Origin of the sequence: Streptomyces sp. NPDC056835, assembly GCF_042789485.1 — a bacterium.
Classification (GTDB): domain Bacteria; phylum Actinomycetota; class Actinomycetes; order Streptomycetales; family Streptomycetaceae; genus Streptomyces.
In genome coordinates this window covers 116,132-142,267 of the sequence record NZ_JBHUBB010000007.1, presented here as the reverse complement: position 1 = coordinate 142,267, position 26,136 = coordinate 116,132, and the positions used below count along the sequence as shown (strand labels likewise).

Below are 26,136 nucleotides of genomic sequence, written 5' to 3'. Positions count from 1 at the left end.
TGTTCGACACATCAAGGCTTTCTAGCCTCACGCCATGTCCCGCCACCGACTCGCCCGCAACCCCCGCGGCTCCATAGCCCGCGGTTCTGTACGGAGCTCTGTACGGAGCCGGGCCGCGTTCCCCATCCTCGCGGCCGTAGCCACCGTCGTACTCCTGGCTGTCTGGGTGGCCATGGACTTCCCTCCGTTCTCCAGCGGGGACTCGGACGCCAAGTCGCGGGCGGGTTATCCGGGGTGGTCGGCGACACCGGCCACCCCGGCCGATCCGTCTCCCTCTTCGTCTCCCCCGGCCTCCCCTTCTCCCACCCCCTCCCCCTCGTCCTCCGTCGATCCGGATCAGGTGCTCTCCAAGCAGCTCGCCCCGATCCTGAACGCCACGACGGCCTCCCTCTCCGTGGCCGTCCTCGACGTGGAGGGCGGGGACGGCGCGGACTACGGCGTACAGGCCGGGAAGACGTACGACACGGCCAGCATCGTGAAGGTCGACATCCTGGCGGCCCTGCTGCTGGAGGCACAGGACCAGGGCCGGGTGCTCACCGCGCAGGAGAAGGAGTACGCGACCTCGATGATCCAGGTGAGCGACAACGCTTCGGCGGACGCCCTGTGGCAGGAGATCGGCGGGGCGGACGGTCTGGACGCGGCGAACAAGCGGCTCGGCCTGGACGCGACGACCGGCGGCAGCGGGCCCCTGTGGGGCCTTACGCAGTCGACGGCGTCGGACCAGCTCGCGCTCCTCTCCGCCGTGTTCGGCGACGACTCCGATTCCCCGCTGGGCTCGGGCTCGCGGACGTACATCCAGGGCCTGATGGGCGGGACGGCGGCGGACCAGGACTGGGGGGTGTCGGCCGCCGGGACGGTGACGGGGCTGAAGAACGGGTGGCTGGCGCGGAGCGCGACGGGGCTGTGGGACATCAACAGCATCGGCCGGATCGTGGCTGACGGGCACGGTTATCTGGTGGCCGTGCTGTCGAGCGGCAGCGTCAGCAAGGAGGCCGGGATCTCGCTGGTGGAGAAGGCGGCGAAGACGGCGGTGGCGGTGGCGGCCTCCAGCGACTCCGCGTAGGAGGCCGCCGGACAGGTCTTGAGGGCGATTTTCACGGCTCGTCCGGGGTGTCAGAGCCCCCTTGCACACCCACAGGAATATATTAGGTTAGGCTTGCCTAAGCGTTTGCCCCGATCTGTCATAGTTCCCGACAGTTCAGCCCGTTCCGGGGGGACCATGCCGTCAGCGAACACCGTCACGCCCACAGCCGACCCGGCGCGCGTCGACGCGGCGACCGCCCACTCGGCGACCGTCGACGCGGCGCCGAAGTGGGGCGAGCGGTGTCCGCGCCCCACGGCCGAGAACACCCGCGTCACCGTCGTCGGTGAACCGCGCTCCCCCGAGGACACACTTCCGCGCGATGTCCTGATCGACCGGGTACGCGCGAGCGACTTGATCGTTTTCCCTTACGCGGGCTCCTGCGGATGGGAGTTCGCCACGCACTCCCTTCTCGGCCTCGGCCACCCCGTCGCCGAGCGCCGTCTGCTCTGAGCCCGCCGTCTCTCCGTGTCTGTCTTTCTCCTACCCCGGAGCCGTGTCATGACCGTGCGCCCCATCACCCTGCCCGCGAGCGGGCGGCCGGCCCCCGCCGCCGCACCGGCCGCGGACGATCCCGCGGCCCCTCACGCGGACCCCGCGTACCACGGCATGACCGCGGGCGCGCTGTCGGCGACCGGCGGTGTCGCGGTCAGGGAGCGGGGCGCGGGCGGCGCGGCCGAGGTGACCCGGCTGCCGTATCCGTCGGGGCAGGGGCAGAGGCAGGGGCAGCAGCGGGGGCAGGAGCAGCAGCGGGGGCGGCGCTCATGAGGACGGACATGGGAACGGACATGGGAGCGGACATGGGAACGGACATGGGAACGGTGGCAGGCGTTGCCATGGGCGCGACAGTGGGTGACGCGGTGGGCGGCGCGGGCCTCGTGACTCAGGCGCCACCGATGCCGTCACCGACGCCGACGCCGGACCCGTCCCCGGACCCGACACCCGAGCCGTCACCGGACCCGAGGCCGGACCCGTCCCCGGACCCGGCTTCCGTGCCGCGACCGGACAGCGCCCGCGGCACCGCGCTGTCCGGCGGGACCGGCGGCGCCGACGCCCTCGCGCCGCTCGTGGACACGGTGATGGACGCCCTCGCCCGGGGCGCCCGGCTGCGCGGCGGCCCCATCGCGCCGGGCCGGCCCGGGGATGTCGCCGCCACGGTCGGCGAGGTGTTCGGCGGTCCCGCCGCCGTCACCGGCGCCAAGGCGCTCGACCGGCTCACCGAACTCCTCGCCCACGGCAGCGCCGACCCGGCGGACGCCTCCTGCGCCGCCCATCTGCACTGCCCGCCCCTCGCCATCGCCGTCGCCGCCGACCTGGCGGTCTCGGCCCTCAACCCGTCCCAGGACTCCTGGGACCAGGCCCCCGCCGCCACCGCTCTGGAGACCCTGCTGCTCCAGGAGCTGGCCGCCCTGGTCGGGTACGAGCCCGAGCAGGCAGCTGGGGTGCTCACCTCCGGCGGTACGGAGTCCAATCTGATGGGCCTGATGCTGGCCAGGGACCGGGTCCTCGGCGCGGCGTCCGGCCGGCAGATCGAGCTGACGGGGGTGCCCGGCGCCGGAACGGACCGGGCGCCCCGTCCCCGTATCCTCGCCTCCGCCGCCGCGCACTTCTCCGTACAGCGCGCCGCCGCCCTGCTCGGGCTCGGGGAGGACGCGGTGCTGCCCGTCCCGGTCGACCGTCAACTCCGTATGGATATGGAGGCGTTGGCGGCCGCACTGGACGGCTGCGCCGAGCGCGGGGAGCTGCCGGTCGCGATCGTCGCCACCGCCGGTACGACCGACACGGGCTCCATCGACCCGCTGCGCGCGTGCGCGGCGCTCGCCGCCGAGCACGGCGCCTGGCTGCATGTGGACGCCGCGTACGGGGGCGGTGCCCTGCTCTCCGACCGGCTCGCACCGCTCCTGGACGGTCTCGGACTCGCCGATTCCGTCTCGCTCGACTGGCACAAGCTGGGCTGGCAGCCGGCCGCGGCGGGGGTCTTCCTGGTGCGGCGGTCGGAGACGTACGCCTCGCTCGCGCGCCGGGCCGTCTATCTCAATCCGGCCGACGACGAGGAGGCCGGTTACCCGAGCCTGCTCGGACTCTCGCTGCGTACGACACGCCGGGCGGACGCCTTCAAGATCGCGGTCACTCTGCGGACGCTGGGCAGGGAGGGGCTGGGCCGGCTCGTTGACGCCTGCCGTGATCTGGCCGTATCGGGAGCGCGGGCGGTCGCGGACCATCCACGGCTGGAGCTGCACTCCGAACCGGTGCTGACGGCCTTCCTGTTCCGCTATCTGCCGGAGCGTCCGGCAGAGCGTCCGGCGGATGGGGCGGGCGCTCCGGCGGATGGCGTGGGCGCTCCGGCGGAGTACGGCGCACGCTGCGACGCGGTGAACGCCGCCCTGCGGCGCAGGCTGCTGCGCGAGGGCAGCGCCGTCGTCGGCCGTACGGAACTCCCGGGCGAGGGGCCGGGGCGCGTACGGCTCAAGCTCACGCTGCTCAACCCGCACACCACCGCCGCCGAGGTGGAGCGGCTGCTCGGCGCCGTCGTGGCGGCGGGGCGCGCGGAGGAAGAGGAGGAGGAAGCCCGGTGACCGTACGGAAGACATCAGCCTTACCGGCCGCCGCACCGCGCCGCGAGGGCAAGTATCTGACCTGTGTGGACGGACCCGACGGACCCGACATGCCCGGCGAACTCGTCGGACTCGTCGGCGACGTCCACACCCAGTCCGGCTACATCGACCTTCCCCATCCCCTCGCGGAGGCCAAGCGGTGACGACCGAACACACGCATGCGCACCGGCACGAGCACGAGCACGGCCCGGAGTACGGCTCGGAGTACGGCCCCGAGCACGAGAGATATGACCTGGTCGGCGTCGGCATCGGGCCGTTCAATCTCTCGCTGGCCGCCCTCTCCGACGGCGCTCCTGGGCTCCGTACGCTCTTCCTCGACGCCAAGCCCGCCTTCTCCTGGCACCCCGGGCTGCTGATGGAAGGATCGGTTCTCCAAGTACCCTTCCTGGCCGACCTGGTGACCATGGCGGATCCGACCAGCCCCTGGTCGTACCTCAACTACTTGCGGGAACACGACCGGATGTTCCCGTTCTTCTTCTCCGAGCGCTTCCACATACCGCGCCGCGAGTACGACCACTACTGCCGCTGGGTCGCCGAGAACCTGCCGTCCTGCCGCTTCGACGCACGCGTCACGGAAGTGGAATGGGACGAACGCGACGAGGTGTTCGCCGTCACCCACCGCACGGCCGACGGCGCGGTCTCGCGCGTACAGGCCCGGCAGATCGTGCTGGGCGTCGGTACGAACCCGGTCGTCCCCGAGCCGCTGCGCCCGCTGCTCACCCCCGCGCACGCGGGGCGCGTGCTGCACAGCGCCGACTACCGCACCCACCGGGCGCGGCTGGCCGGTCTCGCCGATGTCACGGTCCTCGGGGCGGGCCAGTCGGGCGCCGAGGTCGCCCTCGATCTCCTGCGCCACCAGGACGGTTCCGGCGCGGGCGGCCCGTACGTCCGCTGGCTGGCCCGTACCCCCGCCTTCGCGCCGATGGAGTACTCCAAGATCGGTCTTGAGCACTTCACACCCGACTACATCCGGTACTTCCGCGCCCTGCCCGAGGAGCGGCGCGAACAGCTCGTACGCGCGCAGTGGCAGCTGTACAAGGGCGTCAGCGAGGAGACGCTGGGCGAGATCCACGACGAGCTGTACGAGCGGACCATCGGCGGTACGGAGCCACGCGCGGCGCTGCACCCCGGCGTCGAGCTCGTCGCGGCGGAGCCCGGACGTGACGGCGACGGCTATCTGCTGACCTGCCGGCATACGGAGCAGGACGCGCTGTTCGAGGTGCGTACGTCGGCGATCGTGGCGGCCACCGGATACGCGGCGGCGCGCCCGGCCTTCCTGGACACCATGGCGAAGCTGGTGGACTGGGACGAACAGGGCCGCTACCGGATCGACGGGGACTACCGGGTCGCGCTGGACGCGGGCGTGTCCGGCGCGCTGTACGTGCAGAACGCGGAGCTGCACACGCACGGCGTCGGGGCTCCCGATCTCACACTCGGCGCGTGGCGGGCGGCGACGATACTCAACGCGGTCGCGGGGCGGAAGGTGCTGCGGGTGCCGGAGCGCGCCGCCTGGACGACGTTCGGGGTGCCGGGGGCCGGGCGGGATGTGCCGGACAGGACCTGGCCGGGCCCTGTCCGGCCGGACACGCTCTAACGCGCGGCGGCGGCGAAGCTCTTCTCCATCGCGTCGAGCACCTGGCCCGCGCCGGTGTAGCCGATGCCGAGCATCCAGAGGTTGTCGTCCACCTTGAAGGCCATGTCCTTCTTCACCGCGTCCAGGTTCTTCCACAGGGGGCCGCCGACGGTGTCGGTCTCCTTCGCCTTCTTCGCGTCGCCGTAGGTGGAGTAGAAGATGACGTCGGCGTTGGCCTTGTCGATCTGCTCCGGGCTGACGTCGAGCGAGAAGCCGGTGGTGTCCTGGTTGGCGGGCCGGCCGACCTGGAGGTCCTTGAGGACGGAGCCGACGAAGGTGTCGTTCAGGTAGAGCCGGGTGTCCGCGCCCTCCACGAAACGTACGAAGCCGACCTTCGTCCGCTTCGCCTTCGCGGCCCCGCCCAGCGCGTCGGTCAGCCGCTTGATGTGCGCGTCGTAGTCGGAGACGACCCGCTTCGCCTCGTTCTTCCTGCCGAGGGCGTCCGCGTGCAGGTCGAAGTTCTCGCGCCAGGTCGGCCCGGTGGTGTCGGAGAAGACGGTCGGGGCGATCGCCGAGAGGGATGTGTAGTTCTTCTCGTCGCGGACCTTGCTGCTCAGGATCAGGTCCGGCTTGAGCGCGGCGATGGCTTCGAGGTTCGGCTCGGCGATCAGGCCGACGGGCCGGACGCCCTTGAGCTTGTCCTCGGGGAGGTACGTGGAGAAGGGGGCCTTGTCGACAACGGTGGTGGCGCCGACCGGCGTGACGCCGAGGGTGACGGCCGAGTCGAGTGCGTCCGTGTCCAGCACGACGACCCGCTTCGGCGCGTCACTGACCTTCACCTCGCCCATGACCGTCTTGACGGTGTGCGTACCGGCACCGCCGTCGGCGGCCTTGCCGCCCTTGTCCGCGGCCTTGTCGTCGCTGCCGCACCCGGCGAGCGTGACGGCGAGCGCGGTGGCGGCGGCGGCCACGGTGATACGGCGGCGGGTGAGCGTTCTGGACACGGTGGGAGGCCTCCCTGGCAACAGGCCGGACTCTTCCGGACCGAGTAAGGCAAACCTAATCTTCGTGGCGTCCGGGCAACAAGTCTCCGGGCGACACGTCAGGTCGGATCAGGCGACAAGTCAGGTCGGATCAAAGGTGCGGCACGCCACGAAAAGAGCGACGGTTAGAAGCGACCGTGGGAGTGGCACGCGGGTTCGAACGGAGGACGCGATGAGCGGCACCGGCACGACCCATGACTATGACGTGATCGTCCTCGGCGGCGGCGCCCCGGGCGAGCACGCCGCCGGTGCGCTCGCCGAGGGCGGCCTGCGCGTAGCCGTCGTGGAGCGCGACCTGGCCGGCGGCGAGTGCACGTACTGGGCGTGCGTGCCGTCGAAGACGCTGCTGCGCCCCGGCGAGGCGGTACAGGGCGCGCGGGAGGCGGCGGGGAGCGCCGAGGTCGACGTCAAGGCGGCCCTGGCCTGGCGTGACTACATGGTCTCCGACTACTCCGACGCCGGAGCCGCGCGCTGGCTGGCGGACCACGGGATCGCCCTGCTGCGCGGCCGCGGGCGCCTGGCGGGCACCGGGGTGGTGGAGGTCGACGGGGTGCGGTACACCGCCGGGCACATCGTGCTGGCGAACGGCGCCGACCCCGTCGTACCGCCGGTTACCGGCCTGCGGGAACTCGACGGCGTATGGGGCACGCGGGAGGCGACCGGTATGAAGGCGGTGCCCGCACGGCTGATCGTGCTCGGCGGCGGGCCGGCCGGGATTGAGCTGGCGCAGGTGGTACGCCGCTTCGGCGGCGAGGTCGTCCTCGTGGAGGGCGCCGAACACTTGCTCGCACGCGAGCCGGCGCCGCTGGGCGAGGCGCTCGGCAAAGCGCTGCGCCGCGACGGAATCGAGCTGGTCCTCGGCACGCACGCGACCGAGGCGCACCGCGACGGCGAGGACTACGTTCTGGGGCTGGACGACGGACGCGAGCTGCGCGGCGACCGCCTGCTCGTCGCGACCGGCCGCCGCCCGCGCGTCGAGGGGATCGGTCTTGAGACCGTCGGCGTCACCGCGGACCGCCGGGGAATCCCGGTCGACGCGCGCATGCGGGCGGGCGAGCGGTTGTGGGCGATCGGCGATGTCACGGGCATCTGGCCGCTGACCCACGTCGGCGAGTACCAGGGCGAGGTCGTCGCCGCGAACATCCTCGGCGAGCCCCGTGAGGCCCATTACGAGGCGGTTCCGCGCGTCACGTACACCGATCCGCAGGCGGCGTCGGTGGGCGCGGCCGAGGCCCGGTTCAGCGCGACCGCGCCACTGGCGGAGATCGCCAAGACGGCCACCTACACGCACGCCTACGCCGAATCGGACGGCTTTCTGACGCTTCTCAGCGACGGCGACGTACTGACCGGCGCCTACGGGCTCGGTCCCGAGGCCGGGGAGTGGATGCAGCAGGCCACGCTGGCGATCCGCGCCCGCGTCCCGCTCGATGTGCTGCGCGACACGATCCAGCCGTTCCCCAGCTTCTCGGAGATCCACGCCGCCGCGCTGAAGGCGCTCAGCCGCGAGATCACGGGGACGCGGCAGCCGGTCGAGGCGTGATCACCCACGAACACGTCGAACGTCGGGGAGGAACGCGGCGGACCGGCCGACGGGTGGACCGGCGGACCGGGAGAGCCGGACCAGCCGATGGGAGAGTCGGCGGACCGGGAGGACCGGACCGGCGGATCGGGAGGACCGGACCGGCGGATCGGAGGAGGAATGATGAGTACCGCGGCATCTGTCTCTCTCAGCCACCGCGAACCGGCCCTGCTCGGGCAGACCGTCGTCGTCATCGGCGGGAGCGCGGGCATCGGGCTCGCGACAGCCAGGCACGCGCACGCCGAAGGCGCCGAGGTGATTCTGACCGGCCGGGACCCCGACCGGCTACGGAGCGCGGCGACGGAGGTCGGCGCGCTCGGCGCCGTCGCCTTCGACGCGAACGACCCCGCGCGGCTGAAGCGGTTCTTCCAGGAACTGCCGGAACGGATCGACCATGTGATGGTCACGGCCGGACACCCGTCCTACGGGCGGCTCCTCGACATGGACTGGGATGAGGCGCGCCGGGCGATGAGCGAACACATGCTGCTGCCGCTCGAAGTCGCACGCCACGCGGTGGGGAGGGTACGGCCCGGGGGCTCGCTGCTGCACATGGGCGGCACCGGCGCCCGGCGGATCGGTCCCGGCCTCGGGATCGCGCCGGCGGTCACCGCCGCGATGCCCGCGCTCACGGCAAGCCTCGCGCTGGAGCTCGCGCCTGTCCGCGTCAACCTCATCGCGGCCGGTTTCGTCGACACGCCGCTGTCGGCGGGGCTCCTGGGCGAAGGACTCGACGCCCGTCGCGAGGAGCTGCGGACCACTCTCCCGATCGGCCGCGTGGTCGGACCGGCCGACGTCGCGGCGCTCGCCGTCCACATCATGACCAACACGGCGCTCACAGGCGGGACATACGACATCGATGGTGGGCAGCAGTTCGTTGGGTAAGACTGGCTGAACTCGGCCGGGAGAAGAAGCCGAAGCCTGACCGTCGACGCCAGTGAGGTGGAGCCCGTAATGACCACACCCCGGGACTTGATGATCACCGCCTTGGACGTCGCGCCCAGTCCACCTCCTGTGGCGGGCGAGCTGTCGCTCGCGCTGGCGGGAGCCGAGCTGATCGACCTCCTCGCGGCCGAGGCCATCAGGCTGGAGGGCGACCGGATCGTGCCCGGCCACCGGCCGGCCATCGCCGATCGGCTGCTGGAACAGGCCGCGGACTCGCTGGCCCGGGAAGCACCGTACGAGCAGGTCGCCGACTGGCTGTGGCGCAGAGGCCGGGGCCTGGCCGCGGCCTATCTGGCCGCTCTTGAGACGGAGGGGCAACTCACCCGGCAGCGGCGGCGCGGGCTGCCTTTCCGTACGGGCCGGACGGTGCTGGTCGATTCGCCCGATCGCCGGCTGGCGGGGGACCGCTGGACATCGAACGAGCCGGTCCTCGCCGCCCTCGCGACGGCCGTCGGGATCCGCGACCAGGGGACGGGGGAAGCCGCGAGCACTCCCGACGACGCGGTCGAGACCGTACTCGTCGCGGTCAATGAGGCGTTGCTTGAGCTGGAGGCCGTACGACAGCGGCGGTCCATCGAGCAGGCGGCTTTCGACAACATCTGGCGGGGCTACTGACCGCCTGTTCGCCCCGGAGCGGGACGACGGGGAGAACTCCCCGGTCGCACCCTGTCGGTAGCACCGGCGGGAACTCACGAGAGGCGGGGGCGCCAATGGCTCCCGTGATAGCCTCTAACTATATCTTTAGGATATAGTCGCGCGGGGCGTGGAGGGTGGCAGGCCATGGTGGAAGAAGGCACGAGGACGCCGCGCGAGCGCTACCGCGGTCAGGTGCGCGCGGAGATCAAGGAACGCGCGTGGGAACAGATCGCCACGGCAGGCGCGTCCGCGCTCTCCCTCAACGCGATCGCCAAGCGGATGGGCATGAGCGGACCCGCGCTCTACCGGTACTTCGCCGGCCGCGACGAGCTGATCACCGAGCTCATCAGGGACGCGTACCGAAGCCTCGCCGACACCTTCCGCGCGGCCCACGAGTCCGGCGCCGATGTGGCCGGGCTGGCGCACGCCCTGCGCGCATGGGCGCTGGCCGACCCCCAGCGGTACTTCCTCATCTACGGCACACCCGTCCCGGGCTACCACGCGCCCGACGACATCACCGCCATCTCCGTCGAGATCATGACGACCTTGCTCGACGCCTGCACGGCGCTGCCCTCGGACCGCCCCACGACACCGTTCGCCACACACCTCGAAGACCACCGGCAGTGGGCGGGCGACCACCCCGCCTCAGCCACGACCCTCCACCGGGCCCTGACCTTCTGGACCCGGCTGCACGGCACCCTGTCCCTCGAACTCGCGGGCCACTTCACCGGGATGGGATTCGACCCCGCGCTGCTCTTCGCGGCCGAACTGGACGACCTGACCGCCCCGTCGACGCACTGACAGGAGATACGCGCGATAGCGCCCGGGGCGCTACCGCGCGTATCTCCTCCAAAGCCCCTCAAGGGGGCTGTTGTTGGGGAGGACCCCGCTTGCGAATACACAGAGTGACGGCATTCAGGGAGGCTCGGTCCCGTAGTTTCCCAACAGCTCGGCCTGCCCGTCAGGGCCTGTCCGCGGGATCATGTTGGCAAAGTGATCCCCGTCAGTTACAGCACTTACATTCAGAGATTCGCGCGTGGCGATGCTGCGCCCCTGAACGATGAGCTGGGACAAGCGCTCTTCGAGCCGCATGTCGTACTCGGGAAACCTGAGTTGGGGATCGTGTGGACACTGTCCGCGGTCGGGCGTCGGTGTCGGCGAAGCGCAGGTACCTGAACACCGCCTAGACCTAACCGCCCAGGAGGACGAGCATCTTGCGGGCCTGGGCCTGGTCGTTGGGGTCGCCGACCTCGGCCGCGAGCTGGTAGGCGGCGCGCTCGCCTACGGTGTCCATCCGCCTGCTCACCAGCTGCGCGAGGTTCAACGCAGCCTTGCCGCTGAACATCGGCTGACGCAATTCGGCCGCGTCCCGGTACGCCTGCTCGGCCCCAGTCCGGTCCCCATTCTCCTCCAGAAGCGTCGCCAGGTTGAACAGCCCACCCGCGGCGATCACCGGGACCTGGTCCTGGGCCGCCGTGCGCAGTGCGGTGATGCCGCCGTCCACGTCGCCGAGGTATCGCGCGAGCATGACCCCGAGGTTCACCGCCGCCATCGTCCCGGCCAGGTCACCGTCCCGCGCCTGGCGGAGCAGGAGGGAAGCATGGTCACGCTCGCCGCGGTCGACCACGATCATGGCCAGGTCGACCGCCGCCATCGCGCCGAATCTGCGGTGCCCGGACGCCACGGCCCGGTTGAGGACCTCCACGGCCGCGTCCTGGTCGCCGCCCATCATCAGCGCCGAGCCCAGAAGGGTCAGCCCCTCGGCGGCGACGTCGGCAACCGGTGACCCGGCCGCGAAATCGAACGCCTCGATAGCTCCCTGCAGATCGTTCGCCGCCGCCCATATCCTGCCCCGCCCGAGCGCCGCACGCCCGACGACTTCCTCCAGCGTGGCAGGTGCCGGCCGGGCAACGATGCCGTGGTCGGCCATCACCTGGAGGTTACGTGCCGCCACCTCCGCCACCTGGCCGGCGCCGTGCTCGGCTGCGTAACGCAACGCCGCCTGGGCGGCCTCGTTGTCGTCGCCCATCAGCGCCACGCCGATCTGCAGTGCCGCCTGCGGGCCGAGTTCCGGCTCACCGCCCTCGACAATCCGCGAGTACCAGTCGACGGCCTCCGCAGTGTTGCCCACTGCGAGCATCTCGTCGGCGTACTGGGCGATGGTCTCGGTATTTTCTGGGGTCCCGGGCTTCCCGGCCGCGAGGGTGAGCGTGAGCAGAAAGAGCCCACTGTCCACACTGGGCATCGGAATCCTGCTGACCTTCCGTGGCACCACTTGTTCCCGGCCTTTCAGTCCTTGATCGTGATTTCTCTAGCAGACATCGTGTGGCGAAACAGGAGAGGACGCCGATGATGTGCCTCGACTACCTCCGGCCCGGCGACACCCTGGTGGTGCCCTCCCTCGACCGGCTGGGCCCGCTCTATCCAAGACCTGCCCCTGTCTCTGCGCGTGCTTCCTCGATGGTGGCCTGGAGTGTCGGGTTGTAGTCGGGTGGGGGTATGTGGAGTTGGTTGGTGGTGTAGCCGCCGAAGCGGAGTACGTTCTCGCGCCGGTAGGGGCTGAGGACCGCCAGGTCACTCGCGTTCAGGGGCCGGCCCTCGCGGGCCATCTGCCGCAGGGAGATACGCCGCCAACGCATCGATCTCCGCGAGCTGGACATCGAAGCCGCCACCCGCCTCCACCACCTCGCGGATACGCTTCACCGCCAACGCATCGCCCAGGCTGCCCTGACCGCTGTGACCGCTGTGACCGGCGTGCTCGTCGACGATGTGCTCCTTGAGCACCGTGAGCACGTCTTTGCAGGCGACCAACAGCTGCTCGGTCGACGCCTTGTGACGCTGTTCCAGATCCGCCGGCTCCTCCTCGGCCCGTTTGGCATGCCGGGCCATCCGCTTGGACAGCATCACCACGAACTCATCGCGCACCCGCGCCCTGGCCTTGGCCACCGCGCAGGCGAGCAGCGCGGTCCGCCGCGGCTCGGAGATATCCAGCATATCGCCGACCGACAGCACCCGGGCCTGTTCCGCGAACGCGGTCCAACGTCGAGAAACCCGGCAGCTCCAGGCCCGCGCGGACGAGCTCCTCCAGCGCGACATTCACCAGGTCCACCACCGAGGCCCGGACAGGGGCCGCCTCCTCCATCGCGGCAGCGGCAATCCCACGCGCCCGCACCGGGTCGTACGCCAAGCCCAAGTACTCACGGTCCAGGAGCGGTAACGCTCCGCGGACCGCTCCGAATGGAAAGCTACGGGAGTATCCGGTGAGACGGAGATCGTTCCGCGGACCCGGTCAACGACAGGCCCCGGGACCTGCTCCAGGTCGGGAAAGCAGCCCAGCCGAGCGCAGCGCTTCAGCAGTACCAGCAGTGTGAGCATGCGCTCCGGGCGGTCATGGGTTCGCTTCCCGGCCCAGGCGACCTCCACCGCGCACGGGGTGAAGAACTGCGCCGGCTCCCGCCCGGAGATGATCCGCTTGAATCGCGGATACGCCGTCCGCTCCACCGACGCCACAACCACACCGCCAATCACATGATCGGCAGCACAATACCCTCAGGCTGAGACCTACGATCATCACAGGCGGTCACAACACGGCTGCCACTTCCCGTAGTCACTAATTGTGGAGAGTGACTAAATGGCGGGTCTCGTCCGTATCTCCTCCGACGCCCCACGTACCCTGCGTCATCATGATGCGCGCTTGGATCCTGCCGATACTGCTTGTGCTCTGCGGCTCGTTCGTCGCGACTGGGCTGATCTCCAAGGGGAACCCCGGCTCGGCCGCAGCGCTCCTGCTGGTGTTCGTACTGCTCGCGGGCGTGAACTCGCCTTTGGTCTTCCCGAGGTCGATCAGCGCGCCGGAGGCACAACGCCGCAGCGCGATCGACGGCCGGCCGATCGTCTTCTGGCGGCCGGGCTGCGCGTACTGCCTGCGACTCCGCGTCCGACTGGGCCGTCGCGCCCGCCAGTTGCACTGGGTCGACATCTGGCGTGACCCGGCCGGAGCGGCAGCGGTGAGGGCGGCCAACGACGGCAATGAGACCGTGCCGACCGTCGTCGTGGCGGGCCGGCCGCACACCAACCCCGATCCTGAATGGGTCCGCGGACTTTGAGTGCCGGCCGGCCCGAGCGACCGCCGGCCCAGGACCAGCCGTTCCCGGACGCGTCGGAGTTCGCCCGGTTCATCACCTGGTGAAACGCGTGGCGGACCGACCTACTGAGCTGCCTACCCCGCCCCTCTCCGCCGGATCCGCGTGGGGTTCGTGCCGAGGGGTAACCGGGGTGACCCGGAGTCGGTCATGGCGGGTGGGGGCCGCCCCTGAGGTTTGAGTTTCGCGGTTCCGGGTCGGGTGTCAAGGGCGCTCCTGCGTCGCGTCGGCTGCGCCGATGACCTGCGGTCACCCTGGACTCCCAACCCTCCACCGCAAGTGCAGCTTTGAGGGGGGCGGCCCGGAGTAGGTCGAACACCCTGGGACCTACTCGGGTGCGGACCGTTTCCGCAGGTCACAAGGGGTACACGCCATGGCCAAGGCCACCCTGTCTCGCTCCGACAGGAACCCTGCGCTCTCCCGTAAGCATTGGGAGACGAATCAAGGTGTCCACAGAACACCTTCGCTCCCTACGGGGGGAGTGAAGACGGCACAACACGGAGTGTGCGGCTGCCACGGTCGCCCGCAGGTAGACCTTCTGCTCAGGAAGTCCAAAGTTGTCCGCGAGGGCGAACGCGCGTTGTCGATCCGTGACCAGGAGCAGCGGGGCCGCGCGTGGGCCGAGGAACACGGCTACTGCGTTCGTCAGGTCTGGAAAGAGAACCTGTCCGCCTGGTCGGACGTGAAGCGCCCCAAGTACGACGCTGCCATGGACGCCGTACTGCATGGCGAAGTGCCCGCGCTCTGGTGCTACGCGCTCGACCGGTTCAGCCGCAAGGGCGCCGAAGCAGTCGTGCCGATCCTCGGCAAAGCCCGTGTGATCTTTGATTACGAGCGGCTCGACTCGATGGATGAGCGAGACCGCCGGTGGATCATCGACCGCGCCGAGAATGCCCGCGAATACTCGACACGCCTTTCATACAACGTCCGCCAGACCAAGAACACGCAGCGGAACGAGGGACGTTGGCTCGCCCGCGCCCCGTTCGGTCTCGTCGCCGATCCGGATACGCGCCGCCTGAGCCCGAACCTCGTCCCGTATCTGTGCAGTATCGAGGAGCGCACGGAGATCTCCCCTTGGGATGTGGTCGTGAGAATCTTCCGCGAGATAGGTAACGGTGTGAGTTCACGCGCCTTGAGCCGGAAACTCAATAGTCAGGGAATCGCATCCGCCACCGGTAAGAACTGGACCGGCGCCACGATCCGGGCCATCATCGTCCACCCGGTATATGAGGGTTGGCTGACAGTCACGCAGGGGAAGATCCCAAGCCCCTACTTCAACAAGGCAGGCGAACGTGTCCGCTGCGTGGAGGAAAAGCATCTGCCGCAGATGATTTCCGCCGACAGTGCGGCGCGTGCCCGCCGATTGCTCAGCGGGCATCAGATCATCACGAACACACCCCGCCCCGGGCGCAGCGTCCACCCGCTTACGGGGATACTCCGCTGCGGGGGTTGCGGTTATGCCGTGCAACTGGAAGGCAAGTCGTACGGGTGCCAGTTTTACTCAGGTGGCGGGGCGTGCCCAGCGCCTGCTTCGGCTACGCGTGCCGCGCTTGAGAGGTACGTGGTCGAGTCGTGGGCCGAGCGAATTGGGAGTATGGACGATGCCGATCAAGAACTGATGATCGCGGTGGCCGAGCGGTTCCACCAACTGACGCGCCCCACGGAGACCGCCGAATTGCAGGAAGCGAGAGCGGTGCTCAAGGCTGCTCAAGCAGGGCTCGACAAGTTCCACGCCGACGACAACGCGGGTTTCTACACGGGGCGTTCCGCCAAGTACAGGATGCCCAAGAAACAAGAAGCGGAACGGCGTCTCGATGCCGCCGAGGAACGCGTCAAGGAACTGTCCGGCGGTTCCCGGGTCGACATCACGTTCCTGATGAACGGCAAGGCACTCGATGCGTGGCAGGCCGCGGACGCTGCGATGCGCCGAGACCTGCTGACACTGGGCATCGACAGTGTCACGGTGTCCAAGGCACTCAAGCAGGGTGGACGCTTCATCGGGGACGACCGTGTGTCGATCACGTGGGCGACCCCGGAGACGGACGCAGACGACTACGCGGAAGCGGCCTAGCTGCCTCCTGTAGGACCGAGACAGCCCCGGACGGTCAATACGGACCACCGGGGCTTTCCCGTGCCCGCACACGGGCGCCCGGGGCCGTCGCCGGTCGGCGAGGGCGGTGAACAGCGGAGAGACGAAACGGTGTTGAGGTGTCGAACTTCGACTGTTTTTGGGGAAGCCAAGAAAAACCTAGAAAGAAGAGAGATCGGGGTCTCCGTCGTCACCCTCAACACCTCTCGCCGCCTCCCGTCCGCCGAGAGGGCCGCACAGACCGGATCGCCAGCCCGGAAACATGATCCACATCACATTGGCTACTTAATTGGTTCACCTTTGGTTCTTTCGTCCTTTTTATCGAGAACCCTTCGGCCTCCACTACTGGGCACCCGGAAGCGATCCACTCCCGGATGCGGGCGCCACCGCGAGTGCGATGCGACGTCCGCTCTCCCGTAACCATCGAGAGGGCCCGTCTCGGCCCCTGAGCCCACCTGAGAGGAACGATGGACACCGCACGACACATAGAGGTCTGCGCGCTGCTGCGACGCGCAGAGAGCGCCGCACAGGAAGCCGTGAACGGCGACCAGGCCGCCGCGCGTACGACCCTCGCTCTCGTCACCGATGCACGGCAGCGCGCCGAGGACGAGAGTTCCAAAATCTGCGTACACCCGAACTGTTCCAACGAACTGACCTACGTGGGGCGGGGACGTAGGCCGCTCTACTGCTCGGCCAATTGCCGAACGGACGTTTACCACGCAACGCAGATTGCTGCGCGTGCGCTGTTCAAGGCGCCACGGGCCAACGCCGCGTAGGGCCGCGTATCCGACAAAGCCTGAACCCTATTCCTCCCCTGTCGTGCCGTACGCAGGGGATTTTTCATTTCCGAACACAGCGGAGGAAACACCATGAACGAGCATCTCAACCGCGCCGAATGGCTGGACCGAAAGCGCGACACGGGCCGGCTTCGTGCTGACGCATTCCAGCGAGATGAGCAGATGGAGAATCTTGCCAAGCTCCGGGATTCGCGTCCCGAGGCTTTCGAAAGGCTCGGCACGATTGTCCGACTGAGCCTTGGCTACTACGAGAACGACAAGAAGATAGCGGCCGAGTACGGCCGCGACGTGACGAAGGGCGCCAACTGACATGACCACCAACGAAATCCAGAAGGCTTCCGAGCGCGTTGCCAAGCTCAAGGCGCAGGCAGAAAAGCTTTCCTCTCCACTCGCCGAAGCGCAGGCAGAATTGGAAGCTGCACAGGAAGCCGAGGCAGCCCGCCGGGCGGAACGCGGAAAGATCTACGACAGCGAGTTTTCCCGCACGTGGTCGGACCACGCGAGGGAGGCCGGAAGCTCCGGGGACGGTGCCCGGGAACGCTTCTATGAGCTGCTGGCCGAAGAGCCCTGGTTTGCCGCCTACGTTGAATACCGGGGGGCTCGTCACAAGCGCAGGCACGTCATGGACGAAGCGCAGCGCGCGCAGCGGTCATTGCAGGAAGTCGTGACCGTTCCAGACCAGCGTTATTATCCCGTGGCCATTCTCGATGACATTGAGAATCACGCCGAAAAGATGGCTTCGGAGAAGGCTTCCGAGTTCGCCGAGGAACTTCGGAAGGCTCGTGATGAGTTCCTGGACAGCAAGGAATGATGATGGCAGTTGACGCACTCGACCCAGGACCGAACGGCGATTACCCGTACTTCCCCCGTGATGAGGACGGGCGGCCCGCGTGGGCCGATACAGCAACAGACGCGGAGACCGCAATGCCGAGGGGAGTTCAGCTAGTGCGGCATGCTGGCCGGCTCACGGTTATTGACCTCACACCCCGCCACCCGGACGGGACTCCGATAAACCCCCCGGTTATCCCGCCGAATGGCCCCCATGCCGCGTAAGCCCCGTACCCCCTGCCCGATACCCGGATGCCCCGAGTTGACGGCAGGGGGCCGCTGCAAGGAACACCAGCGACAGGCGAACAAGCAGCGCATAACGCCCGGGACAAGCGCATACGGTCCTGTCTGGCCGCGCATTCGCCGCGCCTACCTGTACGCGAACCCCTGGTGTGTGCTGTGCGGTCGGGCCGCGAATGTCGCAGACCACCATCCTAAGAGCAGAAAAGAACTCATCGCGCGGGGCGAAAAGAATCCGGATGCCTCAAGGCATCTGCGTCCGCTGTGTGCGAAATGCCATAACGGAGAGACTGCGCGTAATCAGCCCGGCGGATTCGCTGCGGAATTCCGTTCGCGTCGTGATTCGGGTGAACGCCCGCCCTTCTGACCAGGCGGGTACTCCCTTCTCCCCTCACAGCCGCACGGCAGGGAGGCAAAAAACTCTCGCCGCAGCTGCGGGCATTTTTGGGGGCGCGAACTACCCCTCGAAAGGAGAATGTGTGGCCGACAGATACCGGCCGACGTCTGCTGTCAAGCGGATACGTGAAGGGAATCCTTCAAAGAAGCCGATCAAAGAAGGCGTAGTAGTCCCACGCGCTATCCTTGCGGAACCCAACTGGGTTGAGGTCTTTAAGTTCTCGCCCGATCGCGCTGTCGAGTCAGCGAACGTGCGATGCCGCGATGTCGCGTCGGAAGAATGGCGGCGGGTAGTTCCCGTGCTGGAAGTCGCAGCGGGTATCGGCGAGGTTGACCACGCCACCGTTAAAGATCTCTGCGTGTGTGTGGCTCGCATCGACCAGGCCGAGCGAGACCTTTCCGAGCGAGGGCTATTGGTGTCCGCCGAGCGGGGCACTGTGAAGAACGGCGCAGCCACCATTGCCGCCCAGTACCGGACTCAGCTTTCTCGGTACATTCGTGAATTGGGACTCTCGCCGAGCGCACGCACCGCCATTACTGCGCCAGACATCGAGGACGACGACCCCGATATCTGGGACTGACATAGCGCATTGCAGACGCCCCCGTACCCCGTTCCCTTTAGTTAGGGTAAACGGGGTACGGGGGCTTTTTAGCTGACGGGATCATTCGTCGACCCGCTTTGCGATGGCCTTCAATCCTTGATAGGCATCACGAAGATCCGATGCTTCCGGTAGTTGACGGACCTCGACTGCTTGGACCACTTCCAAAGCGCGCCAGTGATTCGAAGGAACAATGCGCCCCGAAAGTATCGCTTGTTGCGCCGCATTGCATGCTTCATCCAGTCGATCGCTGCGAAGCAGAATCAGAGCCAAATCAATATTGGCCGACGCCACTCTGCGCGGCCATTTCTGAATATCCGCAGCGGGCTCCATCCTGGCGATCACTTCCCGTGCAACACCTTCGGCGGCGGGGTCTCCGACCCATGCCAAGGTCGTTGCGGCATAGGCCAAAGATTTTCCTGAATCGTACTGGTAGTGATGCCTAATGTCTTTCCTCTGCGCCAGAGTGTCGGACATTCTTTGCACCCGGTCTATGGCGTTGTAGGTTTCCGTTGTCTCGCCGAGCCGTGCCCTTGCTCTACCCTCTTGCGCTATTGCCTGGATTGCAACCGAGCTTCCCCGGGGGGCAAGTAGCTGTGCGACCCTGGAAAGTTCAACCGCCCGCGCGAAATCACCGTCTGTAAGGACTCGCCAAGCATCCGTCTCGTAGCACCATGCTTGAATCTCGGAATTCTCCGCGTGCTGGGCGAGAGTCATAGCAGTTTGAAGGCGGGATGTTGCGGCGCTTTCTTGGTCTAGATCGATATGCAGAGTTGCCCCCAAGAGTTGGAACCAACCCCCGATAACGAAGAGGCGCCGCTGTTCACCTAGGGTCATTCGGGAATCAATTAGCCTTGAGACGTAAGCAGAGTGCCTTCGCACTCGCTGCAAAAGCTCCCGCGGCGGCGATATCGGGTACTTTACTGCCAGTTCATCGAAAGCATTTTCAAGCCGAAGTAGAGTTTCTGATCCGACGTCACTAGCCGATACTCTGCGTGCCAGTTCAAGAGCATCAAATTCATCGTCCGTAGACGATTCGGCAGCTGCGACCCAATCAGTTGGAGAACCGCCGGACGCAGAAAGCTCGGCACTCAATAGTGCGTCTAGTTCTTTCGCCGTCAGCTGCAGGATTTTCGCGATTTTTGGCCTTTGCCACGGATGAGGGTCGTTCTTCCCGCTTTCCCAACGCTGGACAGTGGAACGATCAACTCCCACCGCTTCCGCGAATCCCTCTTGGTTGTATCCGCGCGTCTTCCGGAGTTCTGCGAATCTCCGTCGTTTGGGTGCCATGCCGGCCCGTCCCCTCTCGCCGGGTGCGTCTGGTCTAGGCAGGGTAGCCAATGCGAGCCCGTCTACGCAGGTCAGAGGGGACAGTGAGGCCAAAAGTCCGCTGGAGTGCAGCTTTTCTGCTGTGGCCCTCTTCCGTACCCACTGGTTCCCTGATCACCCCTGCCCGGTAGACCCACCACAAGGCGGTTGAACGGTGAGTGACTCAGCTCCGATCCTCTACGTGCCACAGTTACAGCCCGTGCCCGTAGAGGGGTGCACCATCTGCGTGGTAGCGGCGCGACAGCGCGAATCTGTACGGTCGTTGGGAAGTGTTGTCAGCATTCGATCCGCCGACGACACGATCCGTCAGCATCCGCACCGCCGCGCCACCGACGACCGTTCGTACAGTCCGATCATGCAGCGCATCCGGCCCCTGGTGACGCAGGAGAATCGGCGACAGGGGCGGGGCTGGTACTGATGCAGCGTTCGGGAACCCAAGCAGCGGTTGTGGCGGGCACGGTTGGCGAGGACGTGTTGACAGTGCACAAACTGCGAGTGATTCCGGAGGAGGGAAACGCTAAGCGCTTCACGTTGGAGCCTGTTTGCTCCATAGCGAACATCAATCCCACTCAGTGGCTGCGGACGGTGAACTGTCCGGCATGTCTCGCCACTGAATAGACCCCCGTTCCCGCCGGACGGAAGTGAACAGATATCCCCCCGGTTCTGTTCGTGATCCCGGCGGGAACGGGTCCCACTTGGCTGCAAACGTATCTGCCACACAGATTTCCATCCCCGGCTGACAACGCCAGTGCCAGCCCTCGGACAGAGCAGCACCGCCGGGGATGGAGCAGACCCCCGCCCGGCTGCGTAACTGGACAGCGGCAGCCGGGTGGGGCACCAGCGACGGAGGACCCTTATGCATCAGGTGATTGCAAGCCCGCAGGGAGACAAGTTCGTCATTGCGTGCCCCGGTGCGCGTAAGGGAATGCAGATCCCCCGCGCCATGCACCAGGAGCTTTCCGGCGCAGTATCCGACGGGCACAAGGTGCCGGGGTGGCTGGCCGAAGCTGCCCGGCAGGCGTGGGGGCTCGAACTCTCCGGGCGACCCGCAAAGGGCAACGTACTGGTTCGCCCCCTCACTCCGCTGAACTACAGCCGCGCCACGTGGGAGATCAATAAGGGGTGCAACTTCAATTGCGAACACTGCTATTTGGCAGAGCGTAAATTTGAAGGGCTGCCGCGTGAGGAGAAGGACCGCCTTCTGTTGATGCTCCGAGATGCGGGGGTGCTGTGGATGCAATTCACTGGCGGAGAGCCCACTATTGACCGGGACTTCGTGCACTCTTACCGCTATGCGTACGGCCTCGGAATGCTCATCGAGATTCTGACGAACGGATCTCGCCTGCACCGGCCGGACGTAATCGAACTGTTCTCATCCATGAGGCCCCACAAAGTAACGGTGTCTCTCTATGGCGCGACCGCCGAGAGCTTCGATTCCCTCACGCGTAAGCCGGGCGCTTACAAACTGCTCATGAAGGGGCTAAAGGCTGCCAAGGAATCGGGCATCCCCCTTGAGCTTGTGCTGATCATCACCAAGCACAATTCCCACGAGATAGCGGCCATGCGGGAAATCGCGGAGGAGTACGCGCAGGCGTACACGGAGTACTCGAATATCTCCCCGACCTACAACGGCACCGCCGAACCGCTCGCCGCTCAAGCGCCCGGACTTCTGGACAAGTCCACGATCTTCCAGGGATGCCCGGCAGGGCACACCTTTTTCCATGTTGACCCTCACGGGTTCGCCACCATGTGCAAAATCGGACGGGAAAACCCCATCAGCCTTATGGCTGAGGGGCTGGACGGTCTTTTGCGTCTGCCGGCAATCGCAGATGCCCAAATGCTTCGCTCCGGTGGCTGCAGCGGCTGCGAGCTCTCGGCTTCTTGCCGGGTGTGTCGGCCGCTCGCTAAGGCATACCAGGAAGCGAAGGCACCACTGAACACCTACTGCCAACACGGAAATGGAGATGATGCAGCGTGAGCGCTGTAGCCGTCGAAATCGCGTCCCGTCCCTTCGCCGCCCTGGGGCTGGTTCCGGTCCCGGCCGTTCCGCCGAAGGCCCCGGAACCGGCAGGGCTGGTCATCGTGGACGACCTGGAGTCGCTGACCGAAGGCACCACGCCGGGGTGCAACGACGACAACCCCTACCAGTAGGACGCGGGGCACGTCTGATCAAATCCGTGCGGGTCTCGCTGCGTTCGCGCGCTGCGGGGCCCGTACGGGCTTCGTATGAGAGTCTGAGGACCGTGGCAACTGAGCGAATGTCATTCGATGATCTACCGCCTGCCGTGTTGGCGGGCGTCGAGTCTCGCGCCGGAGAGATCGTGAAGGCTGAGACGGTAAGTCAGGGGTTCAACAGCGAAATTGCAGCGCGCGTGTTCACCAGTAGCGGGCCACTTTTCGTGAAGGGTCTGAGATCCGATCACAAGCGCGTATGGACGCAGCGCCGAGAAGCTGAGGTCAGCCCGTACCTTCACGGCATCGCGCCCGCCCTTCGCTGGCAGATGGAAGAAGCCGGATGGGTGCTCTTGGGATTCGAAGCGCTGGACGGCCACCACGCGGACTACTCGCCCGCATCCCCGGATCTTCCGAAGGTGGCTGACCTCCTCTGCCGACTGGGGGAAGTCGTCTGCCCCGATATCGAGTTGCGGCACATGGAACAGCGCCTTGCGTCCTACGTGGCCAAGCCATCCGACGTGGCGCATTTCGCGGGCAACTCCCTCGTTCACTCGGACCTGAACAACGAGAACGTCATGGTGGATCACTCCGCCTATCTCGTTGACTGGGCATGGGCTTCACGCGGTGCGGCATGGCTGGACGCTGCCTATTGGGTCGTGTGGCTCATGGCGGCAGGCAAGCACGACCCCCAGTCGGCGGAGAGGTGGGCCGCGCGAACTCCGGCATGGCAGGCAGCAGGGCCGGAAGCCGTCACAGCTTTCGCGCTGGCGACTGCGAACATGTGGGAGGAAATCGCGGGCGCTGCCCCGGATCCGTGGACAACCGGAATCCTCAGCGCGGCGCAGCGCTGGGCGGAACACCGACGGCGCGCCTAGCGTCCCGTCATGGCCCCTGTCGGCCTGATACCCCCGTGGCAGGCCGACAGGGGTGCTAGCGTTTACCCCACAACAAAAAATTCGGCCCCGGCAGAGTGCTGGTAACACTCCGACTACCCGGGGCCTAGACGACATCACCTTGGGAGCTCTGTCGCCGTGCGCCACTCTATCGCGCGCGCCCTTGAGGCGTGCCTCCGATCCATCCTTGCCGCCGTGCTGCCCGCGAAGGGCAAGCGCCGGACCCCTCCGGGCCCCGGTCGGCACCGCGCCCCCCGGATAACCACCGCCGTTGAGACATCCACAACGCCCGTAGCGGGGCCACTGCCCCGCAGCCCGTACGCGGAGTACAACGCGGACCCCACACCGCTGTTGGGCGAAGACACCCCACTCATTCGGCCGTTCGTCGTGGCCTATGAGAGGGCGCTCGAAGCTCAGCGAGTACGGCTCGCGGAACAAGAGGCCCAACGGCAGCGACGCTTGGAGGTTGCTGCGGCCCTAGACGGCTTCGACATCGGTCCCGATGTGATCCACGGGGTACGGGTGCCGATCTCCAGCTAGGCGCCCTTCCAAGCCTCACCGAGCCCCGTCCGGCCACCAACCGGGCGGGGCTTCTGTATGCCCTGACCTGGTGTTTTCTGAACTCCCAGGGTGTAGGGTCTACCGGGGGAGGGGTCCCCGGGGAGGCTCGCTTGCACCTGGGGCCGGTTCCCGGCCTGCTGGTTGGTGGGCCCTGCGGGGCTGCGCGGGAGTGGAGTGGGGCGGCCCGGCCCGGCAAAGCGACTGACGGTCGGGAAGCGGCCGGGACTCATGCCCCGCTGGTGAGGGTGTGTGGGTGATGGGACAGGTGTGACTGGTGAGGCGCCGAGTGGGCCGGTCAGGGGCGGTGATGTGTCGTGGGGACGACTTAACCGACCTCAGGACGCATCACCGGCCGGAGGACTCCCCAAAGCCCCTTCCAAACTGGGACATAGGGGGCAGGTGGCGGGCCCGTCCGCCCCAGCCAACAGGTGCAGCCGACAACGGACCCCGGCGGCGGGGCATGAGTCTCAACCACCCACCCACGCCTGCCCGCTGAGCCGGTGCCGGGCCGCCCCACTCCACTCCCGCGCCCCCACCCACCGACCCGAGGTCGGCAACGGACCGCCCCCATGCACGGATCCCCTCCGGGGCCCCCTCCCCCGGGCCGCCCCCCCCCTCAAAGCAGCACTTGCGGTGGAGGGGCGGGGGTCAAGGGTGACCGCAGGTCATCGGCGCAGCCGACGCGACGCAGGAGCGCCCTTGACGCCCGACCCGGAACCGCGAAACTGAAACCTAGGGGCGGCCCCCACCCGACACCAAACCCACCGGCCCACCCCGACTACCCCTCGGTCCTGGCCTGACGCCGACCACCAGGGGCACGCCCCACCAAGTGCGCCTGCGGCGCACGGATGGTGACCCGAACCGGGTCGGGGCAGCAATAGCAGGTGTACGTGAACCCCTCCTCCGCGTCGAGCGGCACCGGCGGAAGAGCACCCTCCGGGCTCGGCATCACCGCGTAGAGCACCCCCACCGCCAGCACGATCGCACTCAACGCGATCGACACAACACCCCACAGAGCAGGGTCCGTTACGGGTTCCATCGACCGACCACCTCATCCTTGACCTCGGACAACGTGAACCAGACGGTCTTGTGACTGGGTGAGCATCCCCCGTAGACAGTCGACCCCCACGCGAGAGCCAGACTCTCCACGAGGACGAGTCCACGCCCCGAATCCTGTTCGCCCGCTGCGTCGAGAGCAGCGGGCCCGGTGCGTGCGGAGGGTGTGGGCAGCACCCATGGTTTGTCGTCGGCGACGGAGACGGTGACCTGTTTGCGGTTGACCGTCACATGGACGCGGATCAGGGGCGTACGGGTGTGCCGGTGCGCGTTGGTAACCACCTCGGTCACACAGAGGCGCGCGTCATCGACAAGGTTGCCGTGGCGGCTGAGCCCGAGGAGCGACGTGACGAAGTCACGCGCGATCCTCGGCGCGGTCGCCGTACTGGGCAGGGCCAGCCGGTAGGTCTCGGCGCCCTGGGGCGGCGGGGGTACGGGGGTTGCGGTGGCGGTCACCGTGGTCATGTCGTCATCTCCCAACGCGGAACGTGGCAGCGCTGCTTGGGCGACAGCCCGTGTCCTTGACCGCTCGCGCCCGCTCAACGGGCATGCAAGTGACTGCACTTCGGGCCAGATGGCACGCTGCGTCGCACCATGGACCGTAGGGCGCAACATAGATACGGCGCAACAGTGGGACGGTTGTCGCACTCATATGGGTGGACCCATGGCACTGTGGGACGGCACACTCGTTGTGACCAGAGAGGGAGAGGTTCATGCCGCCAAGGGCTTACCCGACCGCCCGACAGAAGCGACTGGGCGCTGAGTTGAGAAAGCTGCGGGAGCGAGCCGGCATGTCCGGGAGCACGGTTGCAGCTTTCCTGGGTGGCGAACGGGCCCAGGTCAGCCACCTGGAGTCGGGACGGTACGGAGTGAGCGCGGAGCGAGTCCGCCGAATCGCCACCCACTGCTCGGCTACGGACAAGCACCTCATCGACGCGCTCGCAAGCATGGCGGAGGAGCGCGGAAAAGGATGGTGGGAGGATTACCGAGGAATTCTTCCGCCAGGCTTCCTGGACCAGTCGGAGCTGGAACACCATGCGACCTACATGCGTGCCGTTCAAATGCTCTATGTGCCAGGAATTTTCCAGACGGCCGAATACGCTCGCGAGCTGATCACAAGCGGTGTGACCAGCTTCCAGTCCTCCGAGGTCAATGCACGCGTAGAGCATCGCATGAGGCGTCGCGAGATCTTCGATCGCCCGAACCCGCCGAAGTTCGAGGCGCTCATCCACGAGGCAGCACTTCGCATGAGGTACTGCTCCGCCGAAGTCATGCGGGCCCAGATGGAGTTCCTGCATGAGGTTTCGCTCTGGCCGAGCGTGACGATCCGCATCATCCCCTTCGATGCACGGATCACTTGCTCGGTCCACTCGATGCTCTACGCGGGCGCCGTGATACCGCAACTGGACACCGTTCAGATTGACAGCGCGTTCGACGCCCACTATCTGGACGCCGAGGCTCAACTCGTCAAGTACCGGGCGCTTATCGAGGCGGTCGAGGCGATCTCACTCAGCGCCGCCGAGTCGAGCAAATTCATCCAACGCATCGCACAAGAAATGTGA

General features: G+C 67.3%; 27 protein-coding genes. 20 read left to right on the top strand and 7 right to left on the bottom strand.

What is annotated here, in order from left to right; genetic code table 11:
• The first annotated feature begins 34 nt into the window (after window positions 1–34).
• From ACFRMN_RS10185 to ACFRMN_RS10160, 6 genes are all read left to right on the top strand, one after another.
• Window positions 35–1,063, top strand: coding sequence for a hypothetical protein (locus ACFRMN_RS10185; RefSeq protein WP_383016180.1), 1,029 nt, complete (start codon window positions 35–37; stop codon window positions 1,061–1,063).
• 156 nt (window positions 1,064–1,219) lie between these two features.
• Window positions 1,220–1,534 (top strand): hypothetical protein, encoded by a 315-nt coding sequence (locus ACFRMN_RS10180; protein WP_383016177.1) that lies wholly within the window; start codon window positions 1,220–1,222, stop codon window positions 1,532–1,534.
• A gap of 48 nt (window positions 1,535–1,582) precedes the next feature.
• Window positions 1,583–1,849, top strand: a complete 267-nt coding sequence (locus ACFRMN_RS10175) for a hypothetical protein (RefSeq protein ID WP_383016174.1) — start codon at window positions 1,583–1,585, stop codon at window positions 1,847–1,849.
• A 32-nt stretch (window positions 1,850–1,881) separates the two neighbouring features.
• Window positions 1,882–3,657 carry a pyridoxal phosphate-dependent decarboxylase family protein gene (locus tag ACFRMN_RS10170; protein ID WP_383016171.1) on the top strand — a complete coding sequence of 592 codons (1,776 nt, stop codon included), beginning with the start codon at window positions 1,882–1,884 and terminating at the stop codon, window positions 3,655–3,657.
• On the top strand, window positions 3,654–3,839 hold the full coding sequence (locus tag ACFRMN_RS10165) for a hypothetical protein (RefSeq protein ID WP_383016168.1): 186 nt from the start codon (window positions 3,654–3,656) through the stop codon (window positions 3,837–3,839). The genes ACFRMN_RS10170 and ACFRMN_RS10165 overlap by 4 nt, the downstream gene beginning before the upstream one ends.
• Complete coding sequence (locus ACFRMN_RS10160) at window positions 3,836–5,290, top strand: lysine N(6)-hydroxylase/L-ornithine N(5)-oxygenase family protein (RefSeq protein WP_383016165.1); 1,455 nt, start codon at window positions 3,836–3,838, stop codon at window positions 5,288–5,290. Before ACFRMN_RS10165 ends, ACFRMN_RS10160 begins: the two co-directional genes overlap by 4 nt.
• Here ACFRMN_RS10160 and ACFRMN_RS10155 read toward each other — a convergent pair.
• Window positions 5,287–6,273 carry an ABC transporter substrate-binding protein gene (locus ACFRMN_RS10155; RefSeq protein ID WP_383016162.1) on the bottom strand — a complete coding sequence of 329 codons (987 nt, stop codon included), beginning with the start codon at window positions 6,271–6,273 and terminating at the stop codon, window positions 5,287–5,289. The genes ACFRMN_RS10160 and ACFRMN_RS10155 overlap by 4 nt on opposite strands.
• 211 nt (window positions 6,274–6,484) lie before the next feature.
• Between ACFRMN_RS10155 and ACFRMN_RS10150 the strand changes: the two genes are divergently transcribed.
• From ACFRMN_RS10150 to ACFRMN_RS10135, 4 genes are all read left to right on the top strand, one after another.
• Window positions 6,485–7,852, top strand: a complete 1,368-nt coding sequence (locus tag ACFRMN_RS10150) for a dihydrolipoyl dehydrogenase family protein (RefSeq protein ID WP_383016159.1) — start codon at window positions 6,485–6,487, stop codon at window positions 7,850–7,852.
• Window positions 7,853–8,014: 162 nt separating this feature from the next.
• Window positions 8,015–8,773: an SDR family oxidoreductase gene (locus ACFRMN_RS10145; protein ID WP_383016156.1), complete on the top strand. Its 759-nt coding sequence runs from the start codon at window positions 8,015–8,017 to the stop codon at window positions 8,771–8,773.
• A 69-nt stretch (window positions 8,774–8,842) separates the two neighbouring features.
• Window positions 8,843–9,448 carry a GPP34 family phosphoprotein gene (locus ACFRMN_RS10140; RefSeq protein ID WP_383016153.1) on the top strand — a complete coding sequence of 202 codons (606 nt, stop codon included), beginning with the start codon at window positions 8,843–8,845 and terminating at the stop codon, window positions 9,446–9,448.
• Window positions 9,449–9,613: 165 nt separating this feature from the next.
• On the top strand, window positions 9,614–10,270 hold the full coding sequence (locus tag ACFRMN_RS10135; RefSeq protein WP_383016150.1) for a TetR/AcrR family transcriptional regulator: 657 nt from the start codon (window positions 9,614–9,616) through the stop codon (window positions 10,268–10,270).
• A 388-nt stretch (window positions 10,271–10,658) separates the two neighbouring features.
• Here ACFRMN_RS10135 and ACFRMN_RS10130 read toward each other — a convergent pair whose 3' ends face one another.
• The 3 genes from ACFRMN_RS10130 to ACFRMN_RS10120 all read right to left on the bottom strand — a co-directional run bounded on the left by ACFRMN_RS10130 (window position 10,659) and on the right by ACFRMN_RS10120 (window position 12,970).
• On the bottom strand, window positions 10,659–11,714 hold the full coding sequence (locus tag ACFRMN_RS10130) for a hypothetical protein (RefSeq protein ID WP_383016147.1): 1,056 nt from the start codon (window positions 11,712–11,714) through the stop codon (window positions 10,659–10,661).
• A 329-nt stretch (window positions 11,715–12,043) separates the two neighbouring features.
• On the bottom strand, window positions 12,044–12,481 hold the full coding sequence (locus ACFRMN_RS10125) for a hypothetical protein (protein ID WP_383016144.1): 438 nt from the start codon (window positions 12,479–12,481) through the stop codon (window positions 12,044–12,046).
• An 84-nt stretch (window positions 12,482–12,565) separates the two neighbouring features.
• A complete protein-coding gene (locus ACFRMN_RS10120) occupies window positions 12,566–12,970 on the bottom strand; it encodes a DUF4158 domain-containing protein (RefSeq protein ID WP_383016554.1) in 405 nt (134 codons plus the stop codon).
• Window positions 12,971–13,152: 182 nt separating this feature from the next.
• Here ACFRMN_RS10120 and ACFRMN_RS10115 point away from each other — a divergent pair, with 182 nt between their 5' ends.
• The 6 genes from ACFRMN_RS10115 to ACFRMN_RS10090 all read left to right on the top strand — a co-directional run bounded on the left by ACFRMN_RS10115 (window position 13,153) and on the right by ACFRMN_RS10090 (window position 18,542).
• Window positions 13,153–13,575: a glutaredoxin domain-containing protein gene (locus ACFRMN_RS10115; RefSeq protein WP_383016141.1), complete on the top strand. Its 423-nt coding sequence runs from the start codon at window positions 13,153–13,155 to the stop codon at window positions 13,573–13,575.
• A gap of 409 nt (window positions 13,576–13,984) precedes the next feature.
• The gene (locus tag ACFRMN_RS10110) at window positions 13,985–15,682 is read left to right on the top strand and encodes a recombinase family protein (protein ID WP_383016138.1); all 1,698 of its coding nucleotides are present in this window, start codon (window positions 13,985–13,987) and stop codon (window positions 15,680–15,682) included.
• A 485-nt stretch (window positions 15,683–16,167) separates the two neighbouring features.
• A complete protein-coding gene (locus tag ACFRMN_RS10105; protein ID WP_383016135.1) occupies window positions 16,168–16,476 on the top strand; it encodes a hypothetical protein in 309 nt (102 codons plus the stop codon).
• A 93-nt stretch (window positions 16,477–16,569) separates the two neighbouring features.
• Complete coding sequence (locus ACFRMN_RS10100) at window positions 16,570–16,806, top strand: hypothetical protein (RefSeq protein ID WP_383016132.1); 237 nt, start codon at window positions 16,570–16,572, stop codon at window positions 16,804–16,806.
• A gap of 1 nt (window position 16,807) precedes the next feature.
• Window positions 16,808–17,308 (top strand): hypothetical protein, encoded by a 501-nt coding sequence (locus ACFRMN_RS10095; RefSeq protein WP_383016129.1) that lies wholly within the window; start codon window positions 16,808–16,810, stop codon window positions 17,306–17,308.
• A 736-nt stretch (window positions 17,309–18,044) separates the two neighbouring features.
• Window positions 18,045–18,542, top strand: a complete 498-nt coding sequence (locus ACFRMN_RS10090) for a phage terminase small subunit P27 family (RefSeq protein ID WP_383016126.1) — start codon at window positions 18,045–18,047, stop codon at window positions 18,540–18,542.
• Window positions 18,543–18,623: 81 nt separating this feature from the next.
• Here the strand turns inward: ACFRMN_RS10090 and ACFRMN_RS10085 are convergent, their stop codons facing one another.
• Window positions 18,624–19,850: a helix-turn-helix transcriptional regulator gene (locus ACFRMN_RS10085; RefSeq protein WP_383016123.1), complete on the bottom strand. Its 1,227-nt coding sequence runs from the start codon at window positions 19,848–19,850 to the stop codon at window positions 18,624–18,626.
• Between the two features lie 895 nt (window positions 19,851–20,745).
• Here ACFRMN_RS10085 and ACFRMN_RS10080 point away from each other — a divergent pair.
• The 3 genes from ACFRMN_RS10080 (at window position 20,746) to ACFRMN_RS10070 (ending at window position 22,939) form a co-directional block, all read left to right on the top strand.
• Window positions 20,746–21,867, top strand: a complete 1,122-nt coding sequence (locus ACFRMN_RS10080; protein WP_383016120.1) for a radical SAM protein — start codon at window positions 20,746–20,748, stop codon at window positions 21,865–21,867.
• The gene (locus tag ACFRMN_RS10075) at window positions 21,864–22,040 is read left to right on the top strand and encodes a hypothetical protein (protein WP_383016117.1); all 177 of its coding nucleotides are present in this window, start codon (window positions 21,864–21,866) and stop codon (window positions 22,038–22,040) included. The genes ACFRMN_RS10080 and ACFRMN_RS10075 overlap by 4 nt, the downstream gene beginning before the upstream one ends.
• 92 nt (window positions 22,041–22,132) lie before the next feature.
• The gene (locus tag ACFRMN_RS10070; RefSeq protein WP_383016114.1) at window positions 22,133–22,939 is read left to right on the top strand and encodes an aminoglycoside phosphotransferase; all 807 of its coding nucleotides are present in this window, start codon (window positions 22,133–22,135) and stop codon (window positions 22,937–22,939) included.
• A gap of 1,357 nt (window positions 22,940–24,296) precedes the next feature.
• Here ACFRMN_RS10070 and ACFRMN_RS10065 read toward each other — a convergent pair.
• On the bottom strand, window positions 24,297–24,557 hold the full coding sequence (locus ACFRMN_RS10065; protein WP_383016111.1) for a hypothetical protein: 261 nt from the start codon (window positions 24,555–24,557) through the stop codon (window positions 24,297–24,299).
• Entirely contained in the window at window positions 24,545–25,039 is a 495-nt protein-coding gene (locus ACFRMN_RS10060; RefSeq protein WP_383016109.1) for an ATP-binding protein, read from the bottom strand. The genes ACFRMN_RS10065 and ACFRMN_RS10060 overlap by 13 nt, the downstream gene beginning before the upstream one ends.
• Before the next feature lie 248 nt (window positions 25,040–25,287).
• On the opposite strand from ACFRMN_RS10060, the gene ACFRMN_RS10055 reads away from it, so the two are divergent.
• Window positions 25,288–26,136 carry a helix-turn-helix domain-containing protein gene (locus tag ACFRMN_RS10055; RefSeq protein WP_383016106.1) on the top strand — a complete coding sequence of 283 codons (849 nt, stop codon included), beginning with the start codon at window positions 25,288–25,290 and terminating at the stop codon, window positions 26,134–26,136.

Coding starts and splice junctions, on each gene's coding strand:
- ACFRMN_RS10175 (WP_383016174.1), top strand. CDS start 1,583: ATGACCGTGCGCCCCATCACCCTGCCCGCGAGCGGGCGGCCGGCCCCC.
- ACFRMN_RS10185 (WP_383016180.1), top strand. CDS start 35: ATGTCCCGCCACCGACTCGCCCGCAACCCCCGCGGCTCCATAGCCCGC.
- ACFRMN_RS10140 (WP_383016153.1), top strand. CDS start 8,843: ATGACCACACCCCGGGACTTGATGATCACCGCCTTGGACGTCGCGCCC.
- ACFRMN_RS10080 (WP_383016120.1), top strand. CDS start 20,746: ATGCATCAGGTGATTGCAAGCCCGCAGGGAGACAAGTTCGTCATTGCG.
- ACFRMN_RS10100 (WP_383016132.1), top strand. CDS start 16,570: ATGAACGAGCATCTCAACCGCGCCGAATGGCTGGACCGAAAGCGCGAC.
- ACFRMN_RS10130 (WP_383016147.1), bottom strand. CDS start 11,714: ATGCCCAGTGTGGACAGTGGGCTCTTTCTGCTCACGCTCACCCTCGCG.
- ACFRMN_RS10105 (WP_383016135.1), top strand. CDS start 16,168: ATGGACACCGCACGACACATAGAGGTCTGCGCGCTGCTGCGACGCGCA.
- ACFRMN_RS10180 (WP_383016177.1), top strand. CDS start 1,220: ATGCCGTCAGCGAACACCGTCACGCCCACAGCCGACCCGGCGCGCGTC.
- ACFRMN_RS10145 (WP_383016156.1), top strand. CDS start 8,015: ATGAGTACCGCGGCATCTGTCTCTCTCAGCCACCGCGAACCGGCCCTG.
- ACFRMN_RS10150 (WP_383016159.1), top strand. CDS start 6,485: ATGAGCGGCACCGGCACGACCCATGACTATGACGTGATCGTCCTCGGC.
- ACFRMN_RS10060 (WP_383016109.1), bottom strand. CDS start 25,039: ATGACCACGGTGACCGCCACCGCAACCCCCGTACCCCCGCCGCCCCAG.
- ACFRMN_RS10110 (WP_383016138.1), top strand. CDS start 13,985: ATGGCCAAGGCCACCCTGTCTCGCTCCGACAGGAACCCTGCGCTCTCC.
- ACFRMN_RS10170 (WP_383016171.1), top strand. CDS start 1,882: ATGGGAACGGACATGGGAACGGTGGCAGGCGTTGCCATGGGCGCGACA.
- ACFRMN_RS10055 (WP_383016106.1), top strand. CDS start 25,288: ATGCCGCCAAGGGCTTACCCGACCGCCCGACAGAAGCGACTGGGCGCT.
- ACFRMN_RS10085 (WP_383016123.1), bottom strand. CDS start 19,850: ATGGCACCCAAACGACGGAGATTCGCAGAACTCCGGAAGACGCGCGGA.
- ACFRMN_RS10065 (WP_383016111.1), bottom strand. CDS start 24,557: ATGGAACCCGTAACGGACCCTGCTCTGTGGGGTGTTGTGTCGATCGCG.
- ACFRMN_RS10135 (WP_383016150.1), top strand. CDS start 9,614: ATGGTGGAAGAAGGCACGAGGACGCCGCGCGAGCGCTACCGCGGTCAG.
- ACFRMN_RS10115 (WP_383016141.1), top strand. CDS start 13,153: ATGATGCGCGCTTGGATCCTGCCGATACTGCTTGTGCTCTGCGGCTCG.
- ACFRMN_RS10095 (WP_383016129.1), top strand. CDS start 16,808: ATGACCACCAACGAAATCCAGAAGGCTTCCGAGCGCGTTGCCAAGCTC.